Origin of the sequence: Rhodococcus oryzae (genome assembly GCF_005049235.1) — a bacterium.
Taxonomy (GTDB): Bacteria; Actinomycetota; Actinomycetes; order Mycobacteriales; family Mycobacteriaceae; genus Rhodococcus_G; species Rhodococcus_G oryzae.
The window spans coordinates 212,625-228,769 of the sequence record NZ_SUMD01000006.1 but is presented as its reverse complement, the minus strand read 5'-3'; the positions used below and the strand labels follow the sequence as shown (position 1 = coordinate 228,769).

Below are 16,145 nucleotides of genomic sequence, written 5' to 3'. Positions count from 1 at the left end.
GCCGCCGCTCATTCGTTCAGGCACAGGCAGAAGAGGTGACCGGCCGGATCCCGGAACACCGCGAAGTCCTGGTGGTCCGCCGGTCCCTCGACGAGCTCCGCGCCCAGCCCGAGCACCCACCTCGTCGACGCATCCATGTCGTCGATTCGCAGGTCGAGGTGCACCCGCACCCCCTTCGCCGGCCAGTCGGCGGGGACGAAGTCGGGCGCGAGCTGGAACGCCAGCCGGAGCGCGCCCGGACCCTGCAGGACCACCCAGTGGTCGTCCGACCGGGCGACCTCCCAGCCGAGCACCGCGCCGTAGAAGGCGGCCAGGGCGCCCGGGTCGGGACAGTCAAGGACGGTGTACTCCATACCGATGGCGGGACGGGTCATGGCCTCGACCCTAAGCCGCGCCGGACCCCGATTGCCAGGATCTTCTCAGGCGTCCCTGAACGGATCCTTACCTGGCGCGGGCATCGTGGACTCATGTCGCAGATAACCGTGCTCGCCGTCGGTGGCACCGGGGAGTCGCACCCCGACGACCGCCGCACCGAGGTGTCCGGGCTGCTGCGCGAGGTCACCGACACGCTCGACGACCGCTTCGTCGCCCGCTGGGTCGGCTACCCCGCCTCCTACGGCCCCGTCGCCGTCGGCGGGCTCAGCTACCGGCAGAGCACCGAGGTCGGTGTGCGCCGGGTGATCGAGGCGGTCGCGGAGACCGACGGTCCGGTGATGCTGATCGGCTACTCGCAGGGCTGCACGGTGATCCGCGAGGTGCTGGGGCACATCGCCGCCGGAGACCTGGCCGCGGGCGGTATCGCCGCGGTCGGGCTGATCTCCGACCCCGAGCAGCCGGACGGCGCCGTGCCGGGCTGCCGCGGACACGGCGTCGCCGGGCCTGGGCCCGAGATACCGGACTCGATCCCGGTCCTGTGGGTCGGGCACCCCGAGGACATGATCTGCAACGCCAGCGACGACAGCTACGTGCGCGACATCGCGGACCTCACGCGCTGGATGTCACTCCGGGAACCCCGCACCTGGCTGGGCAAACTCTGGGAACTGCTCCGAGACAACAGCTTCCAGAACGCGACCAAGACCCGACTGAGCGTCCGGCAGTGGCGCACGGACCTGCGGCGACTGCGCACCGCCGCGGTGGAGGTGCTCGGCTACCTGCCCGCACGCCTGACCTGGGGCCGCGTGCGGATGAGCAATCCGCGAGGCGGTCGGCACGTCGCATACGCCACCGAACCACTCGACGCGGGTGGGCTGACCGGGTGCCAGGTGTTGGCGCAGTGGATCCAGGTGCAGGCGACGTTCGGGGCTCGACATACGCCTCGGACGCTGACCCGGGCCGCCTGACCACGACGAGCGCTCGCCGCGGTCGAGGATCCGGCTCAGGCGGGCTCGGGCGCGAGATCGTCGGCGTCGGGGAACCGCATCTGCAGCCTGGCGATCATTCGGTGTACCTCGTACATGCGCCGATCCAGCGCCCCTGCCCTGACGAGTAGTTCGGCATGACGGGTGAGGTTGCCGTCGCTTCGGGCGTGGACCGCGTCCGCCTCGGCCGATTCGATGCCTGACGCCAGGTCGTCGACCTCCCGACGGAGCATGGCCAGGAACATCCGAGCCTGCGCTTGTTGCATCGGCATCGATCGGGACCTCCCTCGTGCTGGCGGCCCACTCCGGCCTTACGGCAGTGTCTCCGGACACTCCGGCCCCGTCAACATGCGGACCGTCCAGTACGCGCGCGTTACGGTGGGTGTTCAGGGTCGGGTCCTCTAGCGTTGCAGGAGTTCTGTTGTGAAGCTCGCTCGCAAGCTCGGAATGTGTGCCATCTCCGTCGCCGCGTTGGGGTTGTCGACCGCGGGGACTGCCGTGGCCGCTCCGGTGACCGTTCCGTTTCAGGTGAACCCGGCCCCATACGGGAATCCCAACGGGAGTTTCGACGCTCCCGCGCCTCGGTGCGCGGCGGTGGTCGGCGCTCAGCCCGGAGCTGTGGTGATCACCGGCGGGAATCCCGGAGGCTGGGGCTGCCCGCTCACCTCGCAGGTGCAGTGGATGAACCTGTCGACTGGCGCGACCGGCACCACCCACCTGTCGGACGGGTTGAACGGGATCCCGGCAGCGGCAACGGTGAACACCGGGATCGGGCAGGTCGTCGCCGTCGTCAATCCGGTGGCCGGGATCGTCACTCCGGGCTTCGCCACGTTCTACGTGCCGTGACGGTCGCCGGTGCAGATCCCGCTGCGATTCCGGCCGTCAGTACGCGGCCGGCCGGGTGGCGGGCTGGAACTTGAAAGACACCGCCTCCATCAGCGGCTTGTGCTGGGTCTTCTGCACGGCCGCGATACGCCACTGGCCATCGACGTCACGGATGACGGTGTAGGTCGCGAGCTTTCCCAGCTTCTTCGGTTCGCCCTTCGAGGCTTCGCCGCGGGTCACGACGACAGCTGTATCGTTGCCGTAGCAGCGGATTTCCAGGATATCGACGATGAGACGGGTGCCCTTCAGGAAGCTGTCGAACAGCGCCTGATGGGCCCGGCCGATCTCTTCGCCGCCGTGGTAGACGGTGCCGACATAGGTCACATCGGTGGCATCGGCGGTGAAGCAGGCGCCATAAGCGGCCCCGTCGCCACGGTTCCAGACTTCCTGGCTGAGCTCGATCAGCGCACGGATGGCGGTGGCATCAGTCATGTTCATCGTGTGGCCCTTTCAATCGTTGGCGCGGAGTAGATTTCAGGTCGAGGCAAGGAACGACAACGCAGTGCGCCGAGGCAGCAGCCGCAGCGCGGCGGTGAACAGGCGGTTGGCACGACTGGTGAGCACGACCGGACCGGCGCTGTCGGACAGGGCTTTCCGGGCACTCTGCACCACCTGCTGCGGCGACTGGATCAGCCAGGACGGCACGTCAGCGGCCGCCTGCGAGGAGGTGGCGGTGACGCCCGGACACACGGCCAGAACCTGGACGCCACGTGGCTTCTGTTCGTGCCACAGCGCTTCGGAGAACGTGGTGACGAAGGCCTTCGAGGCACTGTAGACGCTCATGCCAGGTTTCGGTGTGAGCCCGAGCGTGGAGGACACGTTCACCAGCGCACTGCCGGGAACGGCTGCGGCGAGGAAAGCATGCGCCAGCACCACCACGGCCCGGCAGTTGAGATCCAGTGCGGTGAGCGCGGATTCGAGCGGAAGGTCGGCGAAGTCGCCATGCGCGGCAGCACCGGCATTGTTCACCAGCAGTGAGTATCCGCCGCCGCGAATCATCTCCGCCGTGACACGGAGACCGTCCTCGGTCGCGAGGTCCGCGACGAGGTATTGGTGCCCGTCACCGAGTTCGACGATCAGCGCTTCGAGCGTCTCGCCGCCCCGCGCCACGGCCGTCACCGAGTAACCCGCTGCCGCGAGAGATTTCGCGAAGGCTCGGCCGATGCCCGCGCTCGCGCCGGTCACCAGCGCCTTCATCGCTCCGCCTGCGGCTTGGTCTCCGAGTCGAGGAGGTAGGAGATCCGTTCCATCGCCCGCTGTCGCTGAGTGTTGTGGAAGCTGGCAATCCGCCACTGTCCGTCCTGTTCGCGAACCAGCGTGTAGGTCTGGGTCTTGGACAGCTCGGCCGGACGGTCGTTCTCATAGCGGTCGCCACGGCTGGTGACGATGGCCACGTTGCCGCCATAGAAGCGGGCGCCGAGATAGGAGTCCGCAAGCTTGGTGTCCTTCAGGAATCCGGTGAACAGAGCGCGATGCGCCGCGGTCAGATCGCTGCGCCCCTGGTAGTGGGTGCCGATGAAGGTGGTGTAGCTCGCGTTCTCGGTGAATACCGCGCCGTAGGCGTCGGCATCATTGCGGCCCCATGCCTCGGTCATCGCACTCAAGGTCGCGCACACCCCCCGCAGGTCGGCGTCTGAACCGCCGTCGGGGGTGACCGTCGTGCACTCGGCGACGCCGGTGTTTCGGACCTCGGAGGTCTGGTTCAGCCACAGGTAGCCGCCGGCGGCGGTCATTCCGAGCGCGAGGGTGGTCGCGCCGAGCACCCGAACAATGGTGCGGCGGCGCGACTTGCCCGATGTGGTCGGTTTCGTATCGACAACAGTCATAGCAGGAGCCCTCCGTGTTATTCTCTGCTTAGAAGATTTCTCTTCCCTGGCGATGTTTCTTCGTTGAGGAAGAGATTACGAGAGAGGGTCACCCTTGTCAACACCTCGGCACGCAAGCGATCCGAGCGCCATCTTCCGTCGGTACCTGAGTTCTGTTGTGCTGCACGCCCAAGCGGGCGCGAAGGCCGTCGACCTGGGCGCGACCGACCTGTACGCGCTGAACATCCTCGAACTGAACGGCGCCATGACGCCCGGCGAACTCGGCGCGCGCACAGGCCTGACCACCGGACCCACAACCCGGCTCATCGACCGCCTCGAACAGGCGGGCTACGTGCGCCGGGCCGCCGACCCCGGCGACCGACGCAAGGTCATCGTCGAACCGATCGACTCACCCGCCGACCTCGACAAGGTGCTGACCCCGGCCCGGCGCAGGATCGGCGACATCATCGCGAGTTACACCCCGCAACAGCGCGAACTACTCTTCGACTACTTCGCCCGCGCGTCCGAGGCATTCCAGCAATCGGTCGACGAAATCGCCGAACACGACCGGAGCGCCGATTGACCCCATCGCCCACTACGGCCGCGACGCACCTGGCATGGATCCGCTCCGACAGGGCCACACCGGGTCAAATCAGGCCAATGCCCCATCACCATGGACACCGACGACAACCCCATCGACGTCGGACGCACCACTCGCCTCATCCCCCGCAAACTCCGCCGCGCCCTCAATGCCCGCGACTGCGGCTGGCACTTCCCCGGCTGCGGACGACCCGCCGCCTGGACCGAAGGCCAACTCCCCTTCGCCACCTAAAGCACTAACACCGGGCACCGCCCGACACCACCCGAAAACGGTAGGCGTCGGCGCGGTGCCCTGCGCCGTGACCGAGATGACCCACGCCCGATCGGCCCCGCGGGACGGGACCGTCATCCGAGAGTGTCGGTCCCGATATACAACCCCTTGAGCTTGTTCGGATTGATCTGGAAGCGAAGGTTCTGGATGCGGCCATCGACGATGTCGTAGGTGAAGGCAGCACCCGGGTTGCCACCTATGCCGGCGAGCGCGCCGAGTTCACCATTGATATGGGCGGATTCGAGCGTGAAGCCCGCCGAGACGGGTTTGGCAAGCACGCCGAGGATCCAACGGGCCACATGGTCAGGGCCGTGCAACGGACGGCGCGCCGCAGTCACCACGCCGCCACCGTCGGACCACGCGGTGACATCGGGCGCGAGCAGGTCCATCAACGCTTTGAGATCACCACCCGAGCAGGCGGCCATGAACTGCTCGGTGACGTGCGCCCGCTCGGCCTTGTCGGTATCGAAGCGCGGGCGGCGGGACTGCACGTGCCCCTTGGCTCGGTGCGCGATCTGACGGACCGTGGCCTCGGGCCTGTCGAGGGTGTCGGCGATCTCGGCGTGCGAGTAGCCGAAGACCTCGCGCAGGAGGAACACTGCGCGTTCGACGGGGCTCAGGGTTTCCAGCACAACCAACATCGCGGTGGAGACGGTGTCGGCCAATTCGGTGCCCTCTGCGACGTTCGGCGAGGTCAGCAGTGGCTCGGGAAGCCAAGGGCCGATGTAGGTTTCGCGAGTAGCCTTGGCGGAGGTGAGTCGGTTCAAGGACAGGTTGGTGACCGTGCGGACCAGATAGGACTTGGGGTGGATGACCGTCGACTGATCGGTGTCGTTCCACTTCAACCAGGTGTCCTGCAGGACGTCCTCCGCATCTGTGACGGTGCCGAGCATCCGGTAGGCAGTCGAGAACAGCAGCCGCCGGTGCTCGATGAAGGGATCTCGAACAGCCACAGTGTCATCCATCAACTCTTGGACCTTCCCGAAGACTCAGGCCGTACAAGTCAGGTGCCACACACGGCGCGGCAAGGTCGTGCGTCGGGTGCCCGGCCTGGATCTGAGCAGCCCGGCAAGAACCTACCGGCCCGCCTCGATGGCGCGGCAGGCACGGTAGCCCTTCAGTCTGTGGCGGCGGCGGTGAACCGTTCGCGGACAAAGGCTCCGGTTTCGAGGGTGTCGACGATTGCGGAGGCATAGTCACCGATGGTGATTCGGCTTTCGCCGTTCTCGTTGGCCAGAGGTGTGTCGCGGGCCTCGACCAGGTAGGCGCCGGTCTTGTCGCCGGGGACCAGGTAGACCGGGGGCGGGCTGGCGTAGGACCACTCGACCGGGGTTTCGGAGGAACGGAAGATCCGCAGGGCCTCGGACTGGTCGAGCGCGGTTTCCAGGTATTGCGCAGGAAAGTCTGGGGATTCAACGAAGGGCCGGCCCGACTCCGATTGGAGGCTTCCTCCACCGCCCAGGAAGATCACGCGGTTCACACCGGCAGATGGCAGCGCCTCGAGCAGGGCCTCGGCCGCGCGCGGCACCAGACGGTCAGAGCCCTTGACCGACACAACTACTGCGTCGTGGCCGGTGACAGCGGCTTTGATCGAGTCCGGGTCGGTGACGTCGATGTTGCCGCTGCCCAGCGGGGTGATGTCATGGCCGCGTGCAGCGGCCTCACGTGCCACAGCGCCGCCGAGGTTGCCGGTGGCCCCGATGATCGCGACCTTCATGCGGGTATACCTTTCGAGGAATTCGGCGATGAGTGGTGCGATCTCTGGGAGGTTCTCCTCCAGCGCGAAATGCCCGGTGTCGAAGATGTGCAGTTGTGCGTGTGGCAGATCGCGCAGGTAGGCACGGGCACCCGTCTCCGTGAAGAAGGCGTCACCTCGGCCCCAGATGATCAGCGTCGGCGGCTGGTATTCCCGCAGCCACGCCTGCCACTCCGGGTAGAGAGTGACGTTGTTCTTGTAGTCCAACGCCAGAGCGCGCTGGGCGTCCTTGCGCCCGGGGAGATCGAGGAAATGCTGGTCGAGGGTCCATCCGTCGGGGGCGATCAGTTCGGGCCTGGTGGTGCCGCCCTCGTACTGGCTGCGGGTGACCGGCAGGGTGAACAGGCCGTCGAACGCCTCGGCGGGCGCGGCGATGGTGTCCAGTGCCAGCGGGGACAGTCCTTCTTCATACGCGTTGGCATTCTGCACGATCAGTCCGGCAATCGCCCCCGGGTTGCGCGTTGCCAAGCGCAACCCGATCGGGCCGCCGAAGTCGAAGGTGTACAAGACGAACCGGTGCAACCCCAGCTTCGCGACAAACCCCTCGACCAGCTCGGCGAGGTGCTCGAAGGAATAGACGAAATCGGCGGGCGCTTCGGTGTGGCCGAATCCCGGGTAGTCGGGTGCGATCAGCCGGTAGCGCGAGCCGAGCGCGTCCATGAGCCGACTGAATTGATGTGAGGCTGTGGGGAAGCCGTGCAGCAACAGCAGCGGAAGCCCGTCACTGGGACCGGGTTTCGCGGTAGAAGATCCGAACGTCATCGACGTCGACATATCCGTGAGTGATCCGGGGGATCTCCATGTCCGATGCCTCTTTCATTGCTTCGATATCGATTGGGAGTGGTGGCGTCATGCGGTCGCGCGAGTGGCTTTGCCGCCCTTGGACAGCTGGACCGACATCGTCATCTTCGTGCTCATCCTGAAGGTCGGCACCGGGCTGCTGCTGACCGCCTCCTTGTACATCACCGCGGCACGACCCGCCAGGTGGAACCGTCCCGCGGTGTCATTGGCCTTGGTGAACTGGATGACCGCATCCTTGCGTCCGAGGCTGACCGGCTGATGGACATAGCCGAACCGGAACGGCTTCGCCTTCTTGCCGCGCAGTTCCCGCGCGATGGTGTCGGCGGTGTGGGCGGCGGTCGGCAGGCCGGACTGGCAGGTGCCGTGGATCTGGCCCCAGGCCTGGCGCACCGCGGCGGCATCGCCGATGGCGTGGATGTTCGGGTGCGACACCGAATGCAGGGTCGAGTCGACGACGATCAGCCCGCGTGCGTCGGTTTCGATGCCCGCCTGGGCGGCTAGAGGAGAGACCCGGACACCGGTGGTCCACAGGATCAGGTCCGTGGGAACCACGTCACCGTTGGCCAGCTCGACCGCGTCCGGAAGCACCTTGGTGACGGCCTGACCAATCTCGCGCGCCACACCGAGCCGGTCCAGTGTCCTGTTCAGGTAGGCCCGCGCCTTGTCGCCCATCATCGCGCCAGGCTCGCTGCCGCTGACCAGGGTGACCGTCAATCCCGGGTGGTTCTCGGCGATCTCGGCCGCGGCCTCGATGCCGGTCAGGCCGCCGCCGCAGACCGCGACGTTGCCGCCATCGGCTTCGACCACCGCGAGCCGCTCGGAGAAACGGTGCGCGGCGCGCGGATCGTTCAAGGTCCAGGCGTGGTCGGCGGCGCCGGGCACAGTGTCGGTGTCGGTGCTGCTGCCGAGCGCATAGACGAGGGTGTCGTAGTGCATGGCCGTGGTGCAGTCGACGAGGACCTGCCTGCCGGCCGTGTCGATGGACGTGGCCCAGCCCTGGACGAATTCGACGCCGGTGCCTGCCAACAGTTCGGGAATCCGATGGTCGGCCAGTTCCTGGCCCGCCGCGATCTGGTGCATCCGCAGCCGCTCGGTGAACCGGGCGGATGGGTTAACCAGGGTGATGGCGACATCGAGCTTGCGAGTCCGCCTCGCCAACCGCACTGCGGCCAGCATGCCGGTGTAGCCGGCGCCGAGGACGACGATCCGATGCGGGTTGTTCATGGCGTTGCTCCCATAGTCGGCGTCACCGGTACGGGGTTCGTTGGTTGGTGACGTCCATGGGACAAGCAACGACAGCGAAACGTGACACCCCGCCGATGTGATCCATACCACATCAGCGGTCACATCGGCTCGACCCGGTCGGCTACGGGGTCGCCTGCGAGTGAACAGCCGGCCGGGCACCGCCGAGGGATATCACACGGTCTCGATCACCGACTGCCCGGCCGGGGTGCGCAGCGCCTTCGTCGTCTCCACGCCCGAGTTCGGGTTCAGCTTGTCCACCGTCCGGAACTGGAAGCGCGCCTCGCTCGCGTCGACCTCGAGGACGCCGTACCCGTGACTGACCATGTCGGCGTGCTTGACGTGCGGGTTCTTGTCCCGCCGGTTGACCTCCTCAGCGCGCGCCCCGCCGGTGTTGTCGCTGCTGCTGGTGTAGCCGCCGTCCGCTGTGTTGGCGGAGGTGACGGACGGGACGACGAACTCGACACCCGCGCGCCGGGTGCCAGGCGCGTTGGCCTGGGCACCGCTCGGCGTGCCAGGCGCGAACCCGGTGTCCCACAGCTCGCCTGCCCAGCCGTCGTGGTCGTCGCCGGTGACCAGGACCAGGTTGTCCACCGACTGGGCCGCGGTCGACAGGATCTCCGCTCGCTCGGCGCCGTAGCCGTCCCAGGTGTCCATGTAGGCCCGGGTGCCGTTGTCCGCCACCACCATGCCCATCATCATGTTGGCGTTCGCCACCACCTTCCAGTGGGCGTCCGACCTGGTCATGCCGTCGAGCAGCCATTGCTTCTGCGCCGCGCCCAGCATGGTCCGGCCCGCCGCGTCGGCCTCGGCGCACACGATGTGGTCAAGGGAGTCGCCGCAGGCCTGCCGGTCCCGGTACTGCCGGGTATCGGGCGCGAACAGTTCCACCGTCTTGCCCACCCGCAACGAGCGGTACGTGCGCGTCGGGTCGTTGGCGAAACGGGGAACCGGCATGTGCTCGAACCACGACTGCCACGCCCACTGCTTCTTCTGCTGGAACCCGACCGCGCCCTCGATGGGTGAGATCACCGGGAACGTCCAGCCGTCCTTGCTGTAGTTGTTGCGGAACTCGTGGTCGTCCCAGATCGGGATGAACGCGTGCTGGCTGTGCATCTGCCGCAGGTTCGCGTCGGTGCGGTACTGGCGGTACTTGTCCCGCATGGCGTCGATGGTCTGCGGGAACGGGTTGGTCGTGACGCCCCGGACGCCCGGCTTGGTGAACTCGTACACGTAGTCACCGAGGCACACGACGAAGTCGAGGTCCTCCTCGGCGAGATGCCGGTGCGCCGCGTAGTAGCCCTCCTCGAAGCCCTGGCAGGTGAACCAGCCGATGCGGACCGGCTCGTTGGAATCGGCTGGCCGCAGCGTCCGGAACCGACCGACCGGCGACTCGCCCCCGTTACCCCGGAACTGGTAGTAGTAGGTCTCCCCCGGAGCCAGTCCGTTTATATCGAAATGCACTGTGCCGTCGGCATCTTCACGTACCTGAACCCGTTCGGCGAGTACCGGGCTCGACAGGTCCTCCCGCCTCGAGACGACCAACGCCAATTCACCGCCCGCGCCGCTGCTACCGGCACTGCCGCTGGCACTGCCACCGACGCTGCCGCCGCCGAGACTGCCGGTCTCGAGGCTGCCCGTACCCCCCGCCGCGCCGACGCGCGTCCACAACGTCGCGCCGTCGGTGCGCGGCACCCCGGCCATGACCCCGTTGCCGAACTCGGGGTTGCGTATCAGTCCAGCTCCGGCATCGGGGGCCTGGCGGAGGACGGGAGTGGCGTTCGCCGCGGCGGGCAGCAGGGTCGCGCCGCCGAGCACGGACAGGCCGGCCAGGAAGGCGCGGCGGGAAACGTTGGTGGGCGGAAAAGCCACAAGCCACCTCAGGTGCGGTAGGGACAAAGTTCGTGACGACCCTAGACGTGAACGATCTGTTCTGCGGTTGTTTCCCTTCTATTCACCAACCGGCCAGGTCCAATCCGTCGGAGAGGGGTACGGGTAACCACCCACGAACGACAGAACCCGCAGGTCTCTCGGAACGTATCGTTCCGAGAGACCTGCGGGTTCTAGGCCGAAAAGGCCGTCGAGATGGCGGTATGACGTCGCGCTACGACCCGAACAGATTGTCGAGCGAACCGGTCGCGCCCGTACCAGGCAAGTCGGGACCGTCCGGCCCCGCCGCGGGCACGGATACAGCGATCGGCTGCGCCGGGTACTCGGCGACGGGAATCGTTCCCCACTCGCCACTCGCGGGAGGCGTTCCCGACGGCAGACCGATGTCGCGGGCGTCCTGGCAGCGCCACTGAATGTCGTACGCGCCATCAGCGAGGCGGGTTCCGACAACCTTCACACCGCCCTGGACCTCGGCGTACTCGTACAGGCGAAAGGTCTTGGTCCCACCCGGCTCCACATAGTCGAATCCGCTGTAGCTGCCCGTTCCATGACGTGGATAGGCGCTGCACCCCAAGGTGATCGGAAGTCGGTTGTCGATGGTGACATACACCGTGTGCCCGCTCACGGCCACCGTCGCGGTGACGTCATCGGGGGCGGCAGCACTGGCGGGAGGAGCCGTAAGCAATGCGACAGGGATCAGAGCGGTGGCGAGCAGGGATCGCGAGACGATCGGCTTCATGGTGACCTTCCTGTTTCAGCGAATCCCGACCTTGCATCACAAAACCAACCGGTCGGGTTCTGGGTCGGGCCGATGCTACACAGTTGATCTACATCTGACCGAGGATTCTCTTCCTTCCTTCCACTGCGACGACGAACGGGCGGTTTCCGGGATACGTACTCGACGTTTGTCCCGGAAACCGCCCGTTCTGCAGTGGCTTTTCTGTCATGCGCCTGTTCGCGCGCGCCTGACCTCGCGAAACCCCCGCGGCACGTCCGCGTCAACAGTCGGTGGGATGATGATGCTCGTGCCGATGCCCTCCCCGCTACCCGTCAAGAACGGGGTCGGACCGACGCGGCTGCGCGTCCCGACGTCCGGGCCGTGGGCGACGGTCGCCGAGTACGTCATCGCGAGGTTCGACCACCTGGACGCGGACGACCTGCACCGACGGTTCGACGCCGGCGAGATCGTGGGCACCGACGGCAGTCCGATCGGTCGCGGCACGGCGCTGGGCGCGCACCCGTTCGTCTGGTACTACCGCGACCTGCCGGCGGAGAACCCGGTGCCGTTCCACGAGGAGATCCTGCACGTCGACGACCACCTCGTCGTGATCGACAAGCCGCACTTCCTCCCGACCACCCCGAGCGGGCGCTACCTGCGCGAGTCGGCGCTCGTCCGATTGCGCGTCCGCCTCGACAACCCGGATCTGGCGCCGATCCATCGACTCGACCGCGGGACCGCAGGCCTGGTGATGTTCTCGGCCCGTCCCGCGACGCGCGGCGCATACCAGTCGCTGTTCGAGAAGCGGCTGGTCACGAAGGTCTACGAGGCGGTGTCGGCGCGACCGCACGGGTGGGACCCGCACGCACCGACGCTTGCCGGTCGCGCCGTTCCCGTCACCTACCGCAACCACATCGAGGCTCGGCGCGGCGAGTTGCGGGCCGTCGTCGACGACTCACGCGAGCCCAACGCCGAGACGGCGGTCGAGGTCCGTGACACCGGCGTCAGCTCCTCCGGACGTGCTGTGCTGCACACGGTCCTGCGTCCGCACACCGGGCGGATGCACCAGTTGCGGATCCATCTGGCAGCGCTCGGCGTCGGGATCCTGGGCGACCGCTTGTACCCCGACCTGCTGCCCGAGGCGCCGGACGATCATTGCCTCCCACTCCAATTGCTCGCGCGGGAACTGGAATTCACCGATCCGCTGTCGGGGATGCCGCGGCGGTTCGTCACCCGCCGGACGTTGGGCGAGGCGCCCATGTCGGAGCACTGAGCGGGCCGTTACGCAGGCTCTCTCATCACGCCGACATGGCGCACCGCCCCGGAAAGGCCTGGAAGCTCTTGCACGGGCGACCAGGTGTTCAGCCCATCCGTACTGTCGGAATAGAGATACTTTCCTTCGGTATAGGCGTCGAGATATATCCGCCAGTTGCCGTTCGGCAACTGAACCACGGCCGGACCCTCCACCAGCGAGCCCCAATTTCCAGGCGGGACAAATGAATAGGGCCCCGTCACCGACGGCGCGACCGCATGCTCGACGACCTTCTTCGTCTCGTTCTTGGTGAACGCGTGGTACGTCGAACCCACCTTGACCACGGTGGTGTCGATGTGGTCCGCGCCGATCCCGTCGAGCGGAGTGGGCGGGCCCCAGATTCGGAGCGACGGATCCAGCGCGGTCATCAGATACGGCACGAATCCGCCGCCGGTCGACATCGACAGGATGACGCTGACGCGGTCGCCGTCCACGAACCATTCGGGTGCCCAGGCCTTCGTGGTGAACGGCGACAGCGACGGTCCGTCGCTGAACCCGGCCGACCCCGAGGAGCCCGGCGGGCTCGCCGAGCCCGTTCCGTCTCCCGTGCCCGGCAGGAACGCGCAGCAGAACGGGACCGGCCAGGCCCCCAGGAACGTCCAGTTGATGCGGTCGCTGCTGCGCGCGAAGCCGATGTTCGCCCCGTCGACCGTCGTGTAGGTGAGGTAGTACAACCCGTCCGTGTGCCGGAAGATGCTCGGGTCACGCACCACCCCTGACGGAGGCCGATACGCCGACAGTCGGAGGGGCTGGAATTGAGTGGCGTCCCCCGACTCGTAGACATCCAGGTCGCGGTCGCTGGTGTTGCTGAACGCCACCATCGTGTATCGCCAGGCGGGCGGTGCGGCGCCACTGCTCCCCGGGGCCGCGACCAGCAAGCCCGCGACTGCGAGCAGCACCATCGATATGGCGGAAAAGCCGTTTCGTTTGGTCGGCATCACCGGTGCAGTATCTCTGGCAGCAGGCGCACAATGCGTAGCTTTGGCCGCAGGCGCAGCTGATCGTTACCGACTTCGGTGTGGTGACGCTATACGCGCCTCGACAACCCGGATCTGACGCCGATCCGCCGACTCGACCGCACAACCGCCGGCCTGGTGATGTCTCGGCGCTCACTACCTGTCGGACGTTGGCCGAGGGGCCCGCGTCGGGGCACTGACAGAGGATCGTCGCGACGGCGAGAAGCGCCGAGTCCCGTGGCATTGCTCGGCGCCCACAAGATATGTGTAGCGTCATACGAATCATCAAGTGCCACAGATGAACCCGAATCCGCCTCCGCGTTCGCGCCACCACGCTACGGTGTCCGCAGAAATCGCCCTCCCGGCAGACGAATCGGAAGCGTCGCCGGGCGTCACAGAATTGAGAGGGATCAACCGTGCCTCGTGTCTCGAATCGTCGTATCGCATCCACCATCGCGGCCACTGCCCCGGTGGCCGCAGGCCTTGTCACCGGGGCCGGTACCGCCTCCGCAGCCGACACGTCCTCTGACGGGTCGCTCGCTGATGGGTTCGTCTGCGGCAGGGTCATGGTGGACCCGCGACCGCCCATGACCTGCGACGTGTTCGGTCATACATTCGAACTCCCGCTGTGGCTGTCGTAGGACGAGTGGGAGCGGGACCGACGACGAACGGGCGGTCACCAGGACACGCACTCGGCGTTAGTCCCGGTAACCGCCCGTTCGGGGCGTCTAGACGTTGAAGCGGAATTCGATCCTGGGCGTTTGCAAGAGTTGACACCAGTGGAGAAGACGCCTCTACCTGCATATATGACCGTTGGAAACGTTGGCCAGACCAAGCCTCGACGGGTTCTGCTGCGGACGGACGCGGGACTCGGCGCGACTGCCGCCCGTCAGCACGTCCGTCAGGATCGCCTCGTACGCCTTCGTCGGGCCGACGTGAAGCTCCACGGCGGTCTTCTCGGTGATGCCAATCCGCGAGAAGGGGCATCGCGGATCACGGCCGGCTTCACCGTGTCGGGGACATCGGGGTCATCAATCGCGATACGCAGCAGCTCCTTTGCAGCTTGTCGCAGGCCATCTCCAAACGGATGCGAGCCTTCTCTTTGACCTGCGGGGCGCGGTCGACAGCCGCCACGACCTTCTCGGGATCGCCCGCGAGTCTCTGCATGCGACCCAGCAGTTTGCGGTTGCCCGCCAGGTGCGATGCGTACAGCTCACGATGCGCCGGGCTCAGCTGCTCGGTCATGCGGTCGTAGTCCTCGAGAACGTCACCCCACATGTCGGTGCGCGTGGGTCCGGGCTCGATGAGTGACACCGGGATCCGCCACGGGCGCAGCTCCATCCGGAGGGCATCAGCCAGTGACTCGAGGGCGTACTTCGATGCGCTGTAGGCACCGGTGCCCGGCAGGGTGATCAAGCCGCTGACCGAGGAAATGAACACCACCCGGCCGCGAGCCTCCCGCAACTGGGGAAGCACGGCCTGGACCACCGCGATCTGGGACGTGACGTTGACGTCCAACTGCCGAGTCAGGTCATCGAGCGACGTCGCCTCGACGGGGCCCTGCACGATGATTCGCCAGGCCGATCCCTCGGCTGGCACCGGTCACCAGTACAGCTGGCATGTGATTGCTCCAAGCTCGCGTGATGGGTTGGTCATGAAAGGTCAGCCGGCCAGGAAGGCAAGGACCTCAGGAACGAACTCCTGGTGGTGCTGGAAGACGCCGCCGTGGCCTGAGTTGGGGTAGACGATCAGCCTGGCGTCAGGGAGGCGTCGGGCCATGTCGGCGGAGTGCTCGCTGGCGACCATCAGGTCGTGATCGCCGTTGGCGACCAGGACGGGGACCTTGATGGTCGCCAAGTCGTCGGGGGCGTGCAGCCCGCCGGACGTGATCGCACGCAGTTGAGCGAGGCCCGCTTGTCGCGAGATGGGCCGGTCGAGGTCCTGAGTACGTTCGGCGAGGCGAGCGAAGTACTCCTTCGCTGCCCTCTTTCCCTCGGCATTGCGCGGGAAGAAGAGGAAGTGACGCGGGTCCTTCCGGGTCGCGAGGGCCTTGGCGTACGCACCGCCCACGATGAACGGCATCTTCCAGATGCCGCCGCCACCCCGTGGCCCGGTGCCGGCGAGCACCATCCGGCGTACCAGGTCGGGCGCTTGCAGCGCGATCATCTGCGCGACTGCTCCACCGAGCGAGAAGCCGAAGAGGTCGACTTGCTCGTAGCCGAGCGCACTGATGAACGCGATCGCATCGGCGCCCATGTGTTCCAGGTTGTTGGGGACGCTGGAGCCGGTCGCACCCACGCCGCGGTTGTCGAAGGCGATCACGTGATGCTGCGCCGCGATGCCGTCGATGACCCGTGGGTCCCAGTCGTCCAGGACGGCGGTGAAGTGATGGAGGAAGACCACTGGCACACCGGAGGTGTCTCCGAGCTCGCGGTACGCGAACGGAGTGCCGTCGATCGCGATGGTCTTGGTCGGGGTGTCTCGCCAGGTCGTCATGGCAGCTTCTTTCGTTGGTGGTGGATCAGGAATTGGGGATCGGGCGTGCGTCGAG

Annotated in this window: 19 protein-coding genes; 5 read left to right on the top strand and 14 right to left on the bottom strand. The window is 66.8% G+C overall.

Annotated elements, in window-relative coordinates:
* Positions 1–8: 8 nt before the first annotated feature.
* Positions 9–374: a VOC family protein gene (locus FCG67_RS14700; RefSeq protein WP_136910482.1), complete on the bottom strand. Its 366-nt coding sequence runs from the start codon at positions 372–374 to the stop codon at positions 9–11.
* 93 nt (positions 375–467) lie between these two features.
* Between FCG67_RS14700 and FCG67_RS14695 the strand changes: the two genes are divergently transcribed.
* Positions 468–1,340, top strand: coding sequence for a PE-PPE domain-containing protein (locus tag FCG67_RS14695; RefSeq protein WP_136910481.1), 873 nt, complete (start codon positions 468–470; stop codon positions 1,338–1,340).
* A 35-nt stretch (positions 1,341–1,375) separates the two neighbouring features.
* On the opposite strand, the gene FCG67_RS14690 is transcribed toward FCG67_RS14695, so the two are convergent.
* Complete coding sequence (locus FCG67_RS14690; RefSeq protein ID WP_136910480.1) at positions 1,376–1,630, bottom strand: hypothetical protein; 255 nt, start codon at positions 1,628–1,630, stop codon at positions 1,376–1,378.
* Between the two features lie 151 nt (positions 1,631–1,781).
* On the opposite strand from FCG67_RS14690, the gene FCG67_RS14685 reads away from it, so the two are divergent.
* Positions 1,782–2,204, top strand: a complete 423-nt coding sequence (locus tag FCG67_RS14685; RefSeq protein WP_246045082.1) for a hypothetical protein — start codon at positions 1,782–1,784, stop codon at positions 2,202–2,204.
* A gap of 36 nt (positions 2,205–2,240) precedes the next feature.
* Here the strand turns inward: FCG67_RS14685 and FCG67_RS14680 are convergent, their stop codons facing one another.
* The 3 genes from FCG67_RS14680 to FCG67_RS14670 are packed head-to-tail and all read right to left on the bottom strand — an operon-like array spanning position 2,241 to position 4,069.
* Entirely contained in the window at positions 2,241–2,675 is a 435-nt protein-coding gene (locus FCG67_RS14680) for an SgcJ/EcaC family oxidoreductase (RefSeq protein WP_246045081.1), read from the bottom strand.
* Positions 2,676–2,717: 42 nt separating this feature from the next.
* Positions 2,718–3,440 carry an SDR family NAD(P)-dependent oxidoreductase gene (locus FCG67_RS14675; RefSeq protein WP_136910478.1) on the bottom strand — a complete coding sequence of 241 codons (723 nt, stop codon included), beginning with the start codon at positions 3,438–3,440 and terminating at the stop codon, positions 2,718–2,720.
* A complete protein-coding gene (locus tag FCG67_RS14670) occupies positions 3,437–4,069 on the bottom strand; it encodes an SgcJ/EcaC family oxidoreductase (protein WP_211243211.1) in 633 nt (210 codons plus the stop codon). Before FCG67_RS14670 ends, FCG67_RS14675 begins: the two co-directional genes overlap by 4 nt.
* Before the next feature lie 157 nt (positions 4,070–4,226).
* On the opposite strand from FCG67_RS14670, the gene FCG67_RS14665 reads away from it, so the two are divergent.
* Both FCG67_RS14665 and FCG67_RS25015 read left to right on the top strand, forming a co-directional pair.
* Positions 4,227–4,631, top strand: a complete 405-nt coding sequence (locus tag FCG67_RS14665; protein ID WP_246045080.1) for a MarR family winged helix-turn-helix transcriptional regulator — start codon at positions 4,227–4,229, stop codon at positions 4,629–4,631.
* 90 nt (positions 4,632–4,721) lie between these two features.
* Positions 4,722–4,880, top strand: coding sequence for a hypothetical protein (locus FCG67_RS25015; RefSeq protein WP_169310533.1), 159 nt, complete (start codon positions 4,722–4,724; stop codon positions 4,878–4,880).
* 113 nt (positions 4,881–4,993) lie between these two features.
* On the opposite strand, the gene FCG67_RS14660 is transcribed toward FCG67_RS25015, so the two are convergent.
* The 5 genes from FCG67_RS14660 to FCG67_RS14635 all read right to left on the bottom strand — a co-directional run bounded on the left by FCG67_RS14660 (position 4,994) and on the right by FCG67_RS14635 (position 11,347).
* Positions 4,994–5,884, bottom strand: a complete 891-nt coding sequence (locus FCG67_RS14660) for an RNA polymerase sigma-70 factor (protein ID WP_136910476.1) — start codon at positions 5,882–5,884, stop codon at positions 4,994–4,996.
* Between the two features lie 152 nt (positions 5,885–6,036).
* Complete coding sequence (locus FCG67_RS25190) at positions 6,037–7,335, bottom strand: alpha/beta fold hydrolase (protein WP_246045078.1); 1,299 nt, start codon at positions 7,333–7,335, stop codon at positions 6,037–6,039.
* Between the two features lie 189 nt (positions 7,336–7,524).
* Complete coding sequence (locus tag FCG67_RS14645; protein ID WP_136910475.1) at positions 7,525–8,700, bottom strand: NAD(P)/FAD-dependent oxidoreductase; 1,176 nt, start codon at positions 8,698–8,700, stop codon at positions 7,525–7,527.
* Positions 8,701–8,892: 192 nt separating this feature from the next.
* Positions 8,893–10,590 (bottom strand): alkaline phosphatase D family protein, encoded by a 1,698-nt coding sequence (locus tag FCG67_RS14640; protein ID WP_136910474.1) that lies wholly within the window; start codon positions 10,588–10,590, stop codon positions 8,893–8,895.
* 232 nt (positions 10,591–10,822) lie between these two features.
* On the bottom strand, positions 10,823–11,347 hold the full coding sequence (locus FCG67_RS14635; protein ID WP_136910473.1) for a hypothetical protein: 525 nt from the start codon (positions 11,345–11,347) through the stop codon (positions 10,823–10,825).
* A 274-nt stretch (positions 11,348–11,621) separates the two neighbouring features.
* Here FCG67_RS14635 and FCG67_RS14630 point away from each other — a divergent pair, with 274 nt between their 5' ends.
* A complete protein-coding gene (locus FCG67_RS14630) occupies positions 11,622–12,599 on the top strand; it encodes a pseudouridine synthase (protein WP_136910472.1) in 978 nt (325 codons plus the stop codon).
* Between the two features lie 8 nt (positions 12,600–12,607).
* Here the strand turns inward: FCG67_RS14630 and FCG67_RS14625 are convergent, their stop codons facing one another.
* The 4 genes from FCG67_RS14625 to FCG67_RS14615 all read right to left on the bottom strand — a co-directional run bounded on the left by FCG67_RS14625 (position 12,608) and on the right by FCG67_RS14615 (position 16,090).
* A complete protein-coding gene (locus tag FCG67_RS14625) occupies positions 12,608–13,540 on the bottom strand; it encodes a glycoside hydrolase family protein (RefSeq protein WP_136910471.1) in 933 nt (310 codons plus the stop codon).
* A gap of 848 nt (positions 13,541–14,388) precedes the next feature.
* Positions 14,389–14,541, bottom strand: coding sequence for a hypothetical protein (locus tag FCG67_RS25010; RefSeq protein WP_169310532.1), 153 nt, complete (start codon positions 14,539–14,541; stop codon positions 14,389–14,391).
* 58 nt (positions 14,542–14,599) lie between these two features.
* Positions 14,600–15,193 carry an SDR family NAD(P)-dependent oxidoreductase gene (locus FCG67_RS14620; protein WP_136910470.1) on the bottom strand — a complete coding sequence of 198 codons (594 nt, stop codon included), beginning with the start codon at positions 15,191–15,193 and terminating at the stop codon, positions 14,600–14,602.
* A 63-nt stretch (positions 15,194–15,256) separates the two neighbouring features.
* Entirely contained in the window at positions 15,257–16,090 is an 834-nt protein-coding gene (locus FCG67_RS14615) for an alpha/beta fold hydrolase (protein WP_136910469.1), read from the bottom strand.
* Between the last annotated feature and the right edge of the window lie 55 nt (positions 16,091–16,145).

What these genes read in the sequence shown, in the direction of transcription:
- FCG67_RS14645 (WP_136910475.1), bottom strand. Translation starts at nt 8,700, where the DNA reads ATGAACAACCCGCATCGGATCGTCGTCCTCGGCGCCGGCTACACCGGC.
- FCG67_RS25190 (WP_246045078.1), bottom strand. Translation starts at nt 7,335, where the DNA reads ATGGACGCGCTCGGCTCGCGCTACCGGCTGATCGCACCCGACTACCCG.
- FCG67_RS14660 (WP_136910476.1), bottom strand. Translation starts at nt 5,884, where the DNA reads ATGGATGACACTGTGGCTGTTCGAGATCCCTTCATCGAGCACCGGCGG.
- FCG67_RS14675 (WP_136910478.1), bottom strand. Translation starts at nt 3,440, where the DNA reads ATGAAGGCGCTGGTGACCGGCGCGAGCGCGGGCATCGGCCGAGCCTTC.
- FCG67_RS14625 (WP_136910471.1), bottom strand. Translation starts at nt 13,540, where the DNA reads ATGGTGCTGCTCGCAGTCGCGGGCTTGCTGGTCGCGGCCCCGGGGAGC.
- FCG67_RS14700 (WP_136910482.1), bottom strand. Translation starts at nt 374, where the DNA reads ATGACCCGTCCCGCCATCGGTATGGAGTACACCGTCCTTGACTGTCCC.
- FCG67_RS25015 (WP_169310533.1), top strand. Translation starts at nt 4,722, where the DNA reads ATGGACACCGACGACAACCCCATCGACGTCGGACGCACCACTCGCCTC.
- FCG67_RS14680 (WP_246045081.1), bottom strand. Translation starts at nt 2,675, where the DNA reads ATGACTGATGCCACCGCCATCCGTGCGCTGATCGAGCTCAGCCAGGAA.
- FCG67_RS14615 (WP_136910469.1), bottom strand. Translation starts at nt 16,090, where the DNA reads ATGACGACCTGGCGAGACACCCCGACCAAGACCATCGCGATCGACGGC.
- FCG67_RS14630 (WP_136910472.1), top strand. Translation starts at nt 11,622, where the DNA reads ATGATGATGCTCGTGCCGATGCCCTCCCCGCTACCCGTCAAGAACGGG.
- FCG67_RS14690 (WP_136910480.1), bottom strand. Translation starts at nt 1,630, where the DNA reads ATGCCGATGCAACAAGCGCAGGCTCGGATGTTCCTGGCCATGCTCCGT.
- FCG67_RS14635 (WP_136910473.1), bottom strand. Translation starts at nt 11,347, where the DNA reads ATGAAGCCGATCGTCTCGCGATCCCTGCTCGCCACCGCTCTGATCCCT.
- FCG67_RS14670 (WP_211243211.1), bottom strand. Translation starts at nt 4,069, where the DNA reads ATGACTGTTGTCGATACGAAACCGACCACATCGGGCAAGTCGCGCCGC.
- FCG67_RS14695 (WP_136910481.1), top strand. Translation starts at nt 468, where the DNA reads ATGTCGCAGATAACCGTGCTCGCCGTCGGTGGCACCGGGGAGTCGCAC.